At 45.3% G+C, this 13,100-nt stretch carries 11 protein-coding genes; 4 read left to right on the forward strand and 7 right to left on the reverse strand.

All coding sequences use genetic code 11. The features are described from left to right. The first annotated feature begins 65 nt into the window (after positions 1-65). Positions 66-209: a DUF1289 domain-containing protein gene (locus DXE33_RS10480; protein ID WP_269460043.1), complete on the forward strand. Its 144-nt coding sequence runs from the start codon at positions 66-68 to the stop codon at positions 207-209. A gap of 27 nt (positions 210-236) precedes the next feature. Here the strand turns inward: DXE33_RS10480 and acuI are convergent, their stop codons facing one another. Then, on the reverse strand, positions 237-1,220 hold the full coding sequence (gene acuI, locus DXE33_RS07395) for an acrylyl-CoA reductase (NADPH) (protein WP_114639318.1): 984 nt from the start codon (positions 1,218-1,220) through the stop codon (positions 237-239). A 94-nt stretch (positions 1,221-1,314) separates the two neighbouring features. On the opposite strand from acuI, the gene DXE33_RS07400 reads away from it, so the two are divergent. Genes DXE33_RS07400 through DXE33_RS07410 form a run of 3 tightly spaced genes read left to right on the forward strand, consistent with a single transcriptional unit; the run spans position 1,315 to position 2,801 of the window. Then, positions 1,315-1,611, forward strand: coding sequence for a hypothetical protein (locus tag DXE33_RS07400; protein WP_114639319.1), 297 nt, complete (start codon positions 1,315-1,317; stop codon positions 1,609-1,611). Positions 1,612-1,618: 7 nt separating this feature from the next. Further along, a complete protein-coding gene (locus DXE33_RS07405; protein WP_114639320.1) occupies positions 1,619-2,119 on the forward strand; it encodes a flavin reductase family protein in 501 nt (166 codons plus the stop codon). A 19-nt stretch (positions 2,120-2,138) separates the two neighbouring features. Next, positions 2,139-2,801 (forward strand): glutathione S-transferase family protein, encoded by a 663-nt coding sequence (locus DXE33_RS07410; RefSeq protein ID WP_114639321.1) that lies wholly within the window; start codon positions 2,139-2,141, stop codon positions 2,799-2,801. 14 nt (positions 2,802-2,815) lie between these two features. On the opposite strand, the gene DXE33_RS07415 is transcribed toward DXE33_RS07410, so the two are convergent. From DXE33_RS07415 to ttcA, 6 genes are all read right to left on the reverse strand, one after another. After that, positions 2,816-5,851, reverse strand: coding sequence for an efflux RND transporter permease subunit (locus DXE33_RS07415; protein WP_114639322.1), 3,036 nt, complete (start codon positions 5,849-5,851; stop codon positions 2,816-2,818). Between the two features lie 7 nt (positions 5,852-5,858). Continuing rightward, complete coding sequence (locus DXE33_RS07420; RefSeq protein WP_231970495.1) at positions 5,859-6,998, reverse strand: efflux RND transporter periplasmic adaptor subunit; 1,140 nt, start codon at positions 6,996-6,998, stop codon at positions 5,859-5,861. Between the two features lie 169 nt (positions 6,999-7,167). After that, positions 7,168-8,709: an efflux transporter outer membrane subunit gene (locus DXE33_RS07425; protein WP_114639323.1), complete on the reverse strand. Its 1,542-nt coding sequence runs from the start codon at positions 8,707-8,709 to the stop codon at positions 7,168-7,170. Between the two features lie 128 nt (positions 8,710-8,837). Further along, positions 8,838-10,670 (reverse strand): glutamine--fructose-6-phosphate transaminase (isomerizing), encoded by a 1,833-nt coding sequence (gene glmS, locus DXE33_RS07430; RefSeq protein ID WP_114639324.1) that lies wholly within the window; start codon positions 10,668-10,670, stop codon positions 8,838-8,840. Next, on the reverse strand, positions 10,670-12,184 hold the full coding sequence (glmU, locus tag DXE33_RS07435; RefSeq protein WP_114639325.1) for a bifunctional UDP-N-acetylglucosamine diphosphorylase/glucosamine-1-phosphate N-acetyltransferase GlmU: 1,515 nt from the start codon (positions 12,182-12,184) through the stop codon (positions 10,670-10,672). The genes glmS and glmU overlap by 1 nt, the downstream gene beginning before the upstream one ends. After that, positions 12,181-13,089, reverse strand: a complete 909-nt coding sequence (gene ttcA / locus DXE33_RS07440) for a tRNA 2-thiocytidine(32) synthetase TtcA (protein WP_114639326.1) — start codon at positions 13,087-13,089, stop codon at positions 12,181-12,183. The genes glmU and ttcA overlap by 4 nt, the downstream gene beginning before the upstream one ends. Between the last annotated feature and the right edge of the window lie 11 nt (positions 13,090-13,100).

A 13,100-nucleotide genomic window follows, 5' to 3' on the forward strand; every position in this document is an offset into this window, starting at 1 on the left:
ATTTTTTTATTGCAACTAAGTTTACTTTGGCTATAGTTCCATCACCTTGCATTAACTGATGCGACATCAACCCTGAAAATGGTTATTGTCGAGGGTGCTATCGCACGCTAGATGAAATCGCTTGCTGGTCTGAACTTACTAATTATGAGAAGGTTGAGATTTGGAAACTGCTCAAAACTCGCAAACCACAAACCCCCCAATCATCGTAAGCTCAGTTTTACACTCGGTTGCTCCGGCTATTTATTAACGTCCACAATCAAACGTCCGCGGACGTTACCTGCCATTAATTCTTGCGCGTATTTCAAAGATTCTTCTAAAGTTATTTCTTGAGAGATCTCATCTAAGGTTTTTAAGTCAACCAATTTGGTTAATTGCTCATAAGCAGCAATACGCTTTTCACGTGGCACAGTAACACTGTTAACTCCATACAAAGTCACCCCGCGCAAAATAAATGGCGCAACAGTAGATGGGAAGTCCATCCCTTGTGCAAGACCACAAGCCGCTACCGCGCCATTGCTCTTGATTTGTGCGCAAGCGTTTGCAAGCGTGTGACTCCCAACGCTGTCTAACACCGCGGCCCAACGCTCTTTAGCCAAGGGCTTTCCAGGCGCAGATAAAGTAGAACGATCAATCACTTCTGTGGCACCCAGTTTCTTGAGGTAATCGGCCTCAGCCATTCGCCCAGTGCTCGCTACCACCGTAAAACCCAATTGACTGAGCAAGGTAATAGCAAAACTACCAACTCCGCCTGCAGCACCAGTTACCAATACTTCGCCATCACTTGGTTTGAGACCATGCTTTTGTAAAGCCATAACGCAGAGCATGGCGGTATAACCAGCAGTTCCTATGGCAAGGGCTTGTTTGGCGCTGAGTCCTTTAGGCAAAGGAATCAGCCAATCCGCCTTCACACGAGCTTGCTGAGCCAATCCACCCCAGTGACCCTCACCGACCCCCCAGCCGTTTAATAAAACCATGTCGCCAGCCTTAAAGTCTGGGCTAGAACTCTCAATTACCTCTCCAGCGAAATCAATCCCGGGAACCATCGGGAAGCTCCGTACTACCGGTCCTTTGCCAGTGATAGCCAACCCGTCCTTGTAATTGAGGGTGGAATACAGCACCTTTACCCTTACATCGCCCTCTGGAAGGCTTGCCTCATCGGATTGGGCCAGTTTCGCGTGATAGCCCTGGTCATCTTTATTGATCAAGATTGCTTTAAACATGTCTCTTCCTCTTTCTTCTGGGTGGGGGTATTTTCCCCGCAACAATTGCCTAATAGGTTTATCCTAACGAGCATTGTTGATTATGGAGGTTTCCATGAAAAAAATTCTACTATTAACCGCAGTTTCTGGCTCATTGCTCGTTGGCTGCTATTCCACTGAAGTAAATATGTCTATGGGCAATATGCGCTTAATTCGCTCAAGTGCAGCACCTCAAGATGTCATGAACTTTGCCACCAAGACTTGTAAGAATGATTTCTACGAAGGTGCCAGCTTCCTATCTAAAGCTGGTTCGGAATATCGCTTCAAATGCGTAAAAGCTGAAGAAAATGAAGTGTTAACCCCAATTCCTGGCACTTCAATCGACCCAACTACAACACCAGCAGCAAAGTAAGCAAGCAATGGCCCCATTTACTTCGCAAGAACTGCGTAAGGGATTTGCCTCTTTTGCAACAGGGGTCACTGTCATAACTTGCATTGATGAGGAACAAAATCCTCATGGCATCACCATTAGCTCATTTAATACTGTTTCTCTTGAACCACCGCTGATTTTGTGGAGCCTAAAGAAACAATCTCGCCTGATGCCATGGGTTGAGGTTGGCAAAAAACATCTGATTCATGTTTTAGAGCGCTCTCAAGAAGACTTGGCGATGCACTTTGCTACTGTTAAGCAAAATCAATTCGTCAATATTAGTCACCAACTAGCTACAAGTGGCTTAACGCAAATTAATCATTGCGTTGCTTACTATGAGTGCGAGACCATCTCTGTTCATGCAGGCGGCGATCACAACATTATTGTGGCTAAAGTCATCAACTTAAAAAATCATCCAGAAAAAGCACCTCTGATATTTGCACGTAGCAAATTCATAGGCCTTGATTTGGGCGAAGCTCAGCCCAACTAAAAACTCGTAAGGAAAAATCATGCTGCGTTTATGGGGTCGCAAAACTTCCATTAATGTTCAAAAGGTATTGTGGTGCTTGGCCGAGCTCGGACTTCAAGAGGGCAAGGACTTTGAGCGCATCGATGCAGGGCTTCATTTTGGAAAAAACAACACACCTGATTTTCTCAAAATGAACCCTAACGGCCTTGTGCCCCTCTTAGAAGATGGCGATCTAGTGCTTTGGGAATCGAACACCATCCTGCGCTATTTGGCATCCCAATACGACAAAAACGGTCGCTTTCCAAAAGGTGTAGAAGCTCAGTACGGCTCCGAAAAAATGATGGACTGGCAACTAGCTACTCTTTGGCCTCCATTACGAACTGCTTTTTTGGGTTTAACCAGAACACCTGAAAAAGATAGAGATTACGATGCCATCTATAAAGGCTATCAAAACACAAACCAAACGCTAGGTTTGCTAGATAGGATCTTGACATCGCAAGATTACTGCTCAGGCAATCAATTTAATATCGGCGACATTGTGGTGGCTTTAGGAGTGCATCGTTGGGTTTTACTTAACGACGCCTTTGCGGAGAAGACTGGACCGCGCGCTGTACTCAAAAATGTCGATCGTTGGTTAGAACAGTTGAGATCTGACACCTGTTTTAGTGAGTTTGCTGACAAGGAACTCAACATCGTTAAATAAACGAAGTTGAGCGATTACTCTTGTTTGAATTTCTTCTGGTGGTGATCCGCACCCATGAAGAGATACATAGCAGGCACCACAAATAAAGTAAACAAAGTACCAATTGATAAGCCCGTGAAAATCACAATCCCCATTGACTGACGGCCAGCTGCACCAGCCCCTGAAGCAATCACCAAAGGTAATACCCCCAAGACCATCGCTGCAGTAGTCATCAAAATAGGTCCTAAACGCACACTAGCAGCTTCAACAATGGCATCAAGTTTACTGCGGCCAGCCTCTTGTAATTCATTGGCAAATTCCACAATCAAAATTCCGTGCTTACTAATCAGACCCATCAGAGTAACCAGACCCACCTGCGTATACACGTTCAAGGTAGTAAAGCCTAAATTAATAAAGATGAGTGCCCCAAAGAGTGCAAGTGGTACTGATACCAAAATCACAATCGGATCTCGGAAGCTTTCAAACTGAGCAGCCAGCACCAAAAAGACGATCAAAATCGCAAAGAACATGGTTACCAAGAATCCACCTGACTCAGCCATAAACTGACGCGACGGTCCCGCGTAATCCATAGTGTAGCCATTGGGCGCGACTTCTTTTAAGGTTTGACGCATGTACTCAAGCAAATCTGCCTGAGAAATAAATGGCGTACTCACGCCTGAGATGGTGGCGGAATTTAATTGCTGAAAGTGATTAATCGATTGCGGCACTACCTTTTGCTTAATGCTGGCAATCGTGCGCGCCTGAATCATTGCACCACTTGGGGTGCGAATGTAGTAATCCAATATCTGATCTGGATTGAGTCGGTCAACTTGCTTAACTTGAGGAATCACTTTATAGGAGCGTCCCGCAACAGAGAAATAATTGACGTAACCGCCACCTAATGCGGCGGAGAGAGCTGCACCAACTTGTTGTTGCGTCATTCCCAAAGCCGCTACTTTCTCACGATCAATAACCAATACATCTTGTGGCTTATCAATCTTCAAATCAGAATCAACGAAAAAAAAGTTTCCACTACGGCGAGCTTTATCCAGCACCGCTTGAGAAACTTCATTGAGTTGATCGTAAGGCTCAGTAGTATTGATCACTACTTGAACTGGCAAGCCTTGTGCACCCGGCAGGGCCGGGAACTGAAACGCTGCAACACGAGCGCCCGCAATCGTATTCCACTTTTGCTGCATATCCTCTTGGAACTTCGTAGCATTGCGACTTCGAGAGCTCCAGTCTTTCAACAAGATACCGCCAAAACTAGAGGTTGGGCTCGTTATCTGGAAAGCCTGCTCATACTCGGGTTCAGCAGCAGCAATCGCATAAATTTGGTCGGCATACGTTTGCATTTGATTCACAGTACTGTTGGGTGGACCAGATGCCTGCATCAAGACGATTCCTTGGTCTTCAGTTGGGGCAAGTTCTGCACGCGCTGTTGCATAAAGGTATGCAACACCACCTAACAAGATCACGCCCATCACAATAATGACCTGCCAAGTGCTCAACAAATCACGTAATGTACTTTGGTAGCTGTGATGAACCTTATCAAAGATTCGATCAATCTTTTGCACAAATGATGATGCTTCTTGCTCTTCAGTAAAGATACGCGAGCACATCATCGGCGATAGAGTCAGCGCGATTAAGCCCGAGACTGCAACCGCACTAGCTAGGGTGAAAGCAAATTCGGTAAATAAAGCGCCAGTTAAGCCACCCTGAAATCCGATCGGAATATAAACCGCAATCAAGACTACGGTCATTGCCAAAATAGGGCCGCCTAACTCGCGTGCAGCAATCAAAGAGGCTTCCAATGGAGACTTGCCTTCTTTCATGTGTCGATCGACGTTTTCCACCACGATGATGGCGTCGTCTACCACCAAGCCAATAGCTAGAACCAGGGCCAAGAGGGTTAGCAAATTAATGGAGTAACCCAAAATCTGCATCAAGAAGAAGGTGCCGATCAGGGATAGAGGCATTGCAATCACTGGCACCGCAACAGCGCGTACGCTTCCCAAGAAGAGGTAAATTACCACCGTCACAATAACCAAGGCTTCAAGCAAAGTAGAAACTACTTCGTCAATCGAGCTGGTAATAAATTCTGTAGAGTCGTAAACCACTTTGCCGTTCATACCAATAGGCAGTTGCTTCTGAATATCAGGAACAATATCTCTTACGCGCTGAGCAACATCTAATAAGTTTGCTTGTGGCGCTACCTTGATACCAATAAATACTGACTGCTTACCGCTAAATGCCACATTGGTATTGTAATCTTCAGAACCCAAAGTAACGTTGGCAACTTGATCTAAATAAACAATATTGACGCCATCTTTTTTGACAACAAGCTTGCGGAACTCATCTAACGTATGCAAATCAGTACCCGCAACCAAGTCAACTGAGACCATGTCTCCTTTGGTACTGCCCACAGCTGAAAGATAGTTATTGGCCGACATTGCGCTATAGACATCGTCTGCGCCAACCCCTAAGCCAGCCATCTTTTCTCGATCCAACCAAGCACGCAAAGCAAATTTACGACCGCCAATAATTTCTGCGTTTTGTACACCTTCAACTGAGTCTAGTTTTGGTTTTACAACGCGCAGCAAATAGTCCGTGATGGCATTGTTTGGCAGCTGATCACTATAAAAACCCATATACATCGCTGCGGTAGACTGTCCGACTTGAACAGTGAGTACTGATTGTTGTGCTTGAGGAGGTAGCTGATTCTTAACGGCGCTGATTTGCGTTTGAATCTGAGTTAAGGCTGCGTTGGAGTCATAGTTCAACTTCAAAGTAACAATAATGGTGGAGACACCGCTGACACTAGTAGAGGATAAATAATCAATACCTTGGGCCTGCGCAACAGAGGCCTCTAATGGCTGCGTTATGAATCCAGCAATCGTTTCTGGATCAGCGCCATAGTAAGCAGTGGTGATCGTCACAATCGCATTTTGTGTCTGCGGATATTGATTTACCGGCAAAGAGCCGATCGCCTTTAAACCAAAGACCAATACGAGCGCACTCACCACCAGTGAGAGCACTGGTCTGCGGATGAATATGTCAGTCCAATTCATCAGCTATTTATTCCTGCGGCTTTGGATTAGGTGAATTTGCGGGCAGCACCTTATTGTTAATCATCAGCGGGGTACCGTTCTTCAACTTGAGCTGGCCACTTGTCACTACCTGGTCACCCTCGTTCACCCCCTTGAGAATTGCGACCTGATCGCCACGGGTGTAACCGGTCGTAACAAATACTTGCTGAGCTTCAAGAGCAGGATTACCTTGCTTATCTCTCTTACCAGTTGGCTTGGCAATAAACACTGTCGATCCGTATGGGTTATAAGTCACAGCAGTTTGTGGCAAGGTGAGTAACTTCACTTGATCACCTAGCTTAATGTTGACGTTGGCAAACATACCAGGAAGAATTTTCTTATCTGGATTAGCGATTTGCGCCTCAACCTGAATATTACGAGTATTGGTATCAACTTTGGGGCTTACCGCAGTAATCTTGCCTGTAAAGCTTGCGTCCTTAAAAGCATCCGTTGTAACCACCACTTCTTGACCAACAGCAATTTGCTCAGCATTATTCTGTGGCAAATTGAAATCAACGAGAATAGGATCCAAAGTTTGTAAAGTCAGCAACTTGTCTCCGGGGTTCACAAACTGACCCGGATTAATAGACACAATACCTACTCGACCGCTAAACGGAGCCTTTAAATTCTTTTTGGCGACCAATGCAATTTGAGCCTCTACTTGTGCCTGCTTAGACTTTGCATCGGCTTTGGTGGTATCAAAAACGTTCTTGCTGATTGCCTGAATATCCAGTTGTTGCCTATCTCTCTCATTAATGACCTTAGCCAAATCAGCTAAAGCTTTTAAAGAATTGAGTTGCGCAACGTCAGAAGCATCATTTAATTTGATGAGTAATTCACCTTCTTTAACGTCTTGACCAGATTTGATTGGAACGGTTTGTACTAGACCACCAATTTCAGTACTCAGGTCCACACCTCTGAAGGCGCGCACATTACCAACGCTAGATAACTTAGGCTGCCATTCAGATGTCTCAATCACCATGGTTGATACAGTGGCGGGCGGTAAACCCATGCCGGAGATGAAATGCTTAATCATAAAAGTCTTGAATTGATTAAACGCAAAAATCAGACCAAGCAATAAAAACACTCCACACAACATGATGGTCATACGACGTTGCAATGGCTCCATGGCCATCAGTTTTGAGTAGGCTTTAGTGCCATGCCATTTGGCAACCATGCGCGCGTAAAATGCCTTGGCTTTTTCCCAAAGGGCAATTGCTTTATCGCGCAATTTCCATTGTTCGGCCTTTAACTTCGTCCAGGCCCACACAGCGAGGACGGCAGCAATAAGCTTGCTCTTAATTGTTTCCAGAAGTTTCATTTTGATCTTTATTCGCTATGTCTTTTGGTTTAAAGGCAGGGCCTTCACGATTCCACCAGCCACCACCCAATGCTGCAAATAGTGCTGCTGTGTCAGAGAAACGGGTTGCTTGTGCTGCTACAGACTTTACTTTCGCTTGCTGATACTGATTTTGGTAATACAGTACCGCTAAATAACTTGCAGTACCTAATTTGTATTGTTGCTGAACAAGATCAAGCGTCTCGTAGGCATATCGTTCTGCATCGGATGCCGCCTTCAATGCTTGGGCACCCGTTTCTAGTGCACGCAGCGCGTTAGCTACTTCTTGAAATGCATTGAGTACTGTTGCTTGATATTGAAAAGCGGCTTGCTCGTAGTTAGCTATGGCACCACGGCGTTGAGCTAATAACTGTCCACCCTGAAACAACGGTTGCAAAATACCGCCGCCGATTGACCATAGAGAAGAGTTAGGACCAAATAAAGCTGCTGATGTCAGCGCAGCAGAACCGATAGATCCAGTGATATTAAATTGCGGTAAGAGATTGGCTGTAGCCACCCCCACAAAAGCATTCTGAGCTTTAAGTTGCGCCTCAGCAGCACGCACATCTGGACGTTGACGCACTAAGCTAGAGGGTACTGAGAGCGGTAGCTTCTCGGGCAAATGCAAATTGGCTAGATCAAACTTTGCGATATTGGCATTACTTGGCAACTCCCCAACTAAAACTGCCAATTGATTACGCGCAAAAGCCAAGTTTCTCTCATAGTTAAATAAATCTACTTGCGAATTGGAAACCAAAGTTCTTTGTGAGGTCACATCTACTTTAGAAACCGTACCAATCAATAACTGCTTCTCGGTTACTTCAGCCAGGTTAGTTTGTGCCTTCAAAATTTCTTCGGTGGCTTGCATCTGCGCTCGCAAGGCCGCTTCTTTCACAGCACTCGTAACTACGTTAGCAGTCAAAGATAGATAAGCACCCTCCAATTGGAACTGTGCAACTTCTGCTTGTGCTCTAGCGCCTTCCACCGCACGGCGTGCGCCACCAAATACATCTAACTTATAAGTAACATTTACAGAGGTGTTATAGAGATTGTAGGTATCAGAACCATATGGCAAGCCATAGATGGCCGATGGCTGAAGTTGTCTAGTGGCTGCACCACCTAAGCCAACTGCAGGAAAGTACTGCTCACCTATTTGTGCGTTGACATTTTCTTGTGCTGCACGCAAAGCCGCATCTGCTGCACCTAAATTTGGATTTTGTTCTAGCGCTTTTTTAATTAAGGCATCTAGCTCAGGAGATTTATAAAGCTCCCACCATCCTGATTCAATATCAGCACCTTCAAAAATTTCTTGCTCGGAACCACCAGGCACACCTGGTGATGTCACTAATTTTTTTGAAAGAGGGCCTTCAGTAAAGGAACTGGTCTTTGGCGCTTCGGGTTGCTTGAAATCAGGCCCAACAGCGCACGCAGAAAGAACTCCTGCGCAAATTGGCAGAAGCAAATACAAACGGAATACACAGAGCGCTTTTGGGGGAAACATGGGTTGCAACAAATATCCTCTTTATCAGGAGATATTTGAACACAAAAATGCAAAGGAGGCTCTGTAAAGCCATGATTTGTCTCATGAATTTTGTTCACAACTTGAAATGAAAGTCAAATCAGAAAAAATTATTCCACTGTGACGCTTTTAGCCAGATTCCTAGGCTTGTCTACGTCAGTGCCACGTGCACATGCAGTGTGATACGCCAATAGCTGAAGTGGCACTACGTGCAAGATAGGTGAGAGATCGCCATAGTGCTCTGGTAAACGGATGACATTAATGCCTTCACTACTAACAATCTCGGTATCGTGATCAGCAAAAACATATAACTTGCCACCGCGTGCCTTAACTTCTTGCATGTTCGACTTGAGCTTTTCTAGTAGAGCATCATTTGGAGCAACAGTGATCACTGGCATCTTGTCAGTTACCAGGGCTAATGGCCCATGCTTTAACTCGCCCGCTGGATAGGCTTCTGCATGAATGTACGAAATCTCTTTTAACTTGAGGGCGCCCTCAAGTGCAATTGGGTAGTGCAGCCCACGGCCCAAGAAAAGCGCATTCTCGCATTTAGCAAAAGCGTCGCTCCAAGCAATAATCTGTGGCTCTAAAGCCAATACAGAATGCAAGGCTTTAGGTAAATGGCGTAATTCACGCAATAATTTCTTCTCTTGCTCTGGAGAAATTTTTCCTGCGCGTTTGGCCAGAGAAACTGCCAATAAATACAGTGCAAGAAGTTGCGTAGTAAAAGCTTTAGTTGAAGCAACACCAATTTCAGCTCCGGCCTTGGTTAAGAAATGCCAATCGGTTTCACGAACCATAGCGCTACTAGCCACATTGCAAATTGCCAAAGTATGTGAATGCCCCAAGGACTTAGCGTGACGCAAGGCTGCCAAAGTATCAGCAGTCTCACCGGACTGTGAGACCACCACAATCAATATCTTTGGATTAGGGACGGTGATTCGATAGCGGTATTCACTCGCAATCTCAACCTGAGTTGGTATGCCGGCAATCGCTTCTAGCCAATATTTCGCGACACAAGCAGAATAATAGCTAGTGCCACAAGCCAGAATTAAGATTTGATCAAAAGCATTCCACTCTTGTTCATTGGCACCAAATAATTCAGGGCCAAAAGCTGCAATATTGGTGAGCGTATTCCCAATGGCGCTAGGTTGCTCAAAAATCTCTTTTTGCATGTAATGCTGATAAGGTCCAAGATCCACCGAATCAGCTTGAGCGGGCATAGGCTTACAGTCACGCTCTACTGATTTACCAGACTGATCAACGATCTCAATACCATCAGCCGTCAATATTGCTACATCGCCTTCATCCAAATACATCATGGAATGAGCGCGACCTGCTAGAGCTAAAGCATCAGACGCTAAGAAATTTTCCTTATCGCCAAGTGCCACTACTAGCGGAGATCCGGCTCTGGCGCCCACCAAAATATTGGGCTGATTTTGCGCAATCACGCCAATAGCATATGCACCAAATAGACGCGGTAATACCACTCTGACTGATTCTGCAATATCTTTTTGACCGCTAGCCACATATTGCTGATGAATCAAGTGCGCAATAACTTCCGTATCAGTCTCAGAAGTAAAAACGTAATCAGCCGCCTGTAATTCTGCACGAAGCGACTCATAGTTTTCAATAATTCCATTATGGACAACTGCAATTAATCCATTTGAAATATGGGGATGGGCATTCTGCGTGTCTGGTTTACCGTGAGTAGCCCAACGGGTATGAGCGATCCCTAAGGTGCCATAAAAATCTTTCCCTTGCTCTGCTAGCTCAGACACTCGTGCTGTCGTACGCGCTCTCTCGATGGGATGTTGTGCATCATCTCCATTGATCACCGCAAAACCACAAGAGTCATAACCTCGATATTCCAGACGCCGCAAACCCTCAACTAGAACATCAACGATATTTTTATGAGAAGCCGCACCAACAATGCCGCACATTATTTTTTACCCCTTGTGGTTTTCTTCCCTACTTGTTTTGCCAAGGTTTTCTTGATTAGTAATTTTTTGGAAGCGGACTTTTTAGGCATCACTTTTTTAGCGACTGCCTTTTCTTTTTTAACTGGCCTTTGCCATTGCAAAGAAATTTGCTTTGCTCTTGAGATAGTCAATTGATTTGCTGGCGCATCTTTTGTAAGCGTAGTGCCAGCCCCCAATGTAGCTCCGCGCCCAACACGCACAGGAGCCACTAGCTGCGTGTCTGAGCCAATGAAAACATCATCCTCAATGATAGTTTGATGTTTATTCGCGCCATCGTAGTTGCAGGTAATAGTTCCCGCCCCAATGTTCACTCGTGAGCCAACAATAGAGTCACCGACATAGGCCAAATGATTGGCTTTGCTACTCGCAGCGATCTTGCTATTTTTCACTTCGACAAAGTTGCCGATGTGAACGTCATTCGATAGGTCTGCGCCTGGACGTAACCTTGCATATGGACCAATGATGGATTGATTGCCTACCTTTGCACCATCCAAATGACTATAAGCATGAATCACAACATTTTTACCCACTACGCTATTACGAATAATGCAATATGGACCAACCTTTGCTCCTGCCGCCAAAGTCACGCAACCTTCAAACACGCAACCCACATCAATAAAGACATCAGTTCCGCACTCTAAAGTGCCGCGCACATCAATACGAGCAGGATCGGCCAGTGAAACGCCGTTATCCATTAATTGATTGGCAATATTGAGTTGATGTACACGTTCAAGGCCGGCTAATTGATCACGACTATTCACGCCAATCGTTTCATACTCGGCATCAGCCTGAGTAGTACGAATTGGCACACCATCTTTGACTGCCATCGCAATCACATCAGTTAAATAGTATTCACCTTGTGCATTGCTTGCACTTAATGACTTAAGCCATTTTTTGAGTGAGCCAGTTGGCAACACCATGATGCCGGTGTTAATTTCCTGAATCACTTTTTGCGCTGGTGAAGCATCTTTTTCCTCAACAATCGCTTCGACTGAGCCATCTTTGCCACGCACAATACGACCATACCCCGTCGGATTACTGAGGTTCTGTGTCAGCAGAGCCAGAGCAGAATCTTGACCACGAACACCATCAGCTAATTTAGCCAACTTGGACAATGTTTTTTGAGTTGTTAAGGGAACGTCGCCATATAAAACTAATGTGGGCACTTGAGTATCTAATTTGGGTAGCGCTTGCAGTAATGCATGGCCCGTGCCCTTTTGTTCTGCCTGAAGAGCAGTGATGACGTTAGTAAAACGAGCATCTTCTTTGGCAGCAGAAGCTAAGAATTCTTTTACGTCAGCAGCACCATGTCCAACTACAACCACTGGACCAGTTTTAGGGGATTTACCTTGTAGCGATAAAGCGGTATTTAGGACGTGCTGTAAGAGAGGCTTTCCTGCCAAAGTTTGTAGAACTTTGGGCAGAGCAGATTTCATCCGCTTCCCTTGGCCAGCCGCCAATATGACAATATTCATGAAGAGGAATTATAAGCCCCCTGAATGAGAGTTCCGCAGGCCAATTCATCCAGTTCATTCTCATCGATTGCCTTATCCCCAGCGGATCTAGCAGCGATTCTGGTGAGCTCAGTCGAAATTTCGAGATTTTTGAAATCAAAAGCCTCTGAATCCATCAAGTGGGAAGGCACAATGTGGTGCATTGAGCGAAAGAGATTCTCCACGCGTCCTGGGTGCTTTTTCTCCCAATCGCACAACATTTCCTTCATCACCTGCCGCTGCAGGTTGGGCTGGCTGCCACATAAGTCACATGGAATGATCGGGAAATTCATATCGCCGGCATAACGCTCAAGTAATTTTTCTGGCACATAAGCCAAGGGGCGAATTACGATATGCTTGCCATCATCAGAACGTAACTTGGGCGGCATGCCTTTTAACTTACCAGCGTAAAACATATTGAGCATCAAGGTTTCCAAAATGTCATCACGGTGATGTCCAAGTGCAATTTTGGTAGCGCCCAACTCATCTGCTACGCGATACAAAATGCCACGACGCAAGCGTGAACATAGGCCACAAGTTGTCTTACCTTCCGGGATAACCCGCTTCACAATACTGTAGGTATCTTGCTCTTCAATATGAAAAGGAACATCTAAGCTCTTTAGATAATTGGGCAAAATTTCAGCAGGAAAGTTTGGCTGCTTTTGATCGAGGTTCACTGCCACAATTTGAAAATTGATTGGGGCGCGCTCACGCAACTTCATCAAGATATCGAGCATGGCATAACTATCTTTGCCACCCGATACGCATACCATCACCTTGTCGCCATCTTCAATCATGCCAAAGTCACCAATAGCCTGACCCACCAAGCGACAGAGTTTTTTCTCTAACTTGTTTTCTTCGAAGACAATTTTGCGAATATCACCCATAACAATTGTTC

Source organism: Polynucleobacter necessarius (assembly GCF_900096765.1).
Classification (GTDB): domain Bacteria; phylum Pseudomonadota; class Gammaproteobacteria; order Burkholderiales; family Burkholderiaceae; genus Polynucleobacter; species Polynucleobacter necessarius_F.

What these genes read in the sequence shown, in the direction of transcription:
- acuI (WP_114639318.1), bottom strand. Translation starts at nt 1,220, where the DNA reads ATGTTTAAAGCAATCTTGATCAATAAAGATGACCAGGGCTATCACGCG.
- DXE33_RS07400 (WP_114639319.1), top strand. Translation starts at nt 1,315, where the DNA reads ATGAAAAAAATTCTACTATTAACCGCAGTTTCTGGCTCATTGCTCGTT.
- DXE33_RS07405 (WP_114639320.1), top strand. Translation starts at nt 1,619, where the DNA reads ATGGCCCCATTTACTTCGCAAGAACTGCGTAAGGGATTTGCCTCTTTT.
- DXE33_RS07410 (WP_114639321.1), top strand. Translation starts at nt 2,139, where the DNA reads ATGCTGCGTTTATGGGGTCGCAAAACTTCCATTAATGTTCAAAAGGTA.
- DXE33_RS07415 (WP_114639322.1), bottom strand. Translation starts at nt 5,851, where the DNA reads ATGAATTGGACTGACATATTCATCCGCAGACCAGTGCTCTCACTGGTG.
- DXE33_RS07420 (WP_231970495.1), bottom strand. Translation starts at nt 6,998, where the DNA reads ATGGAGCCATTGCAACGTCGTATGACCATCATGTTGTGTGGAGTGTTT.
- DXE33_RS07425 (WP_114639323.1), bottom strand. Translation starts at nt 8,709, where the DNA reads ATGTTTCCCCCAAAAGCGCTCTGTGTATTCCGTTTGTATTTGCTTCTG.
- glmS (WP_114639324.1), bottom strand. Translation starts at nt 10,670, where the DNA reads ATGTGCGGCATTGTTGGTGCGGCTTCTCATAAAAATATCGTTGATGTT.
- glmU (WP_114639325.1), bottom strand. Translation starts at nt 12,184, where the DNA reads ATGAATATTGTCATATTGGCGGCTGGCCAAGGGAAGCGGATGAAATCT.
- ttcA (WP_114639326.1), bottom strand. Translation starts at nt 13,089, where the DNA reads ATGGGTGATATTCGCAAAATTGTCTTCGAAGAAAACAAGTTAGAGAAA.